This window comes from Paenibacillus sp. F024, assembly GCF_057814255.1.
Genome location: NZ_JBVASZ010000128.1, coordinates 1 through 310, shown reverse-complemented (window position 1 = coordinate 310; position 310 = coordinate 1). Strand labels below are relative to the sequence as shown.

Annotated in this window: 1 protein-coding gene; it reads left to right on the top strand. The window is 49.0% G+C overall.

Annotated features, from left to right (window positions below; translation table 11 throughout):
- The coding region (locus tag ACZYR9_RS27665) for a PrpR N-terminal domain-containing protein (RefSeq protein ID WP_488981500.1) at positions 1–310 on the top strand (310 nt) is incomplete at both ends.

Genomic DNA, 310 nt, shown 5'->3' with positions numbered 1-310 from the left:
AAAGCCTGGCATCGGAACAGACGGATTTGGATATCACGGTAAAAGAATGCGACCTTGAAGAAGCCCTAGTCAGATATAAGCAACTGGACAACGAAGGGTACCATATCATTATCAGCCGGGGAGGAACGGCGAATCTTCTTCGGGAGCATGTGCCCCTGGCTGTGGTGGAAATCCCCTTATCGGGCTTCGATATCCTTCGCACGCTAACCTTGGTCATAGACTATAAGGGGAAGCTTGAGATGGTCGCTTTTCCGCATATTTGCGATGGTGTGATTGCCGTCTCCCACTTGATGGGAATTGAAATTCCTTA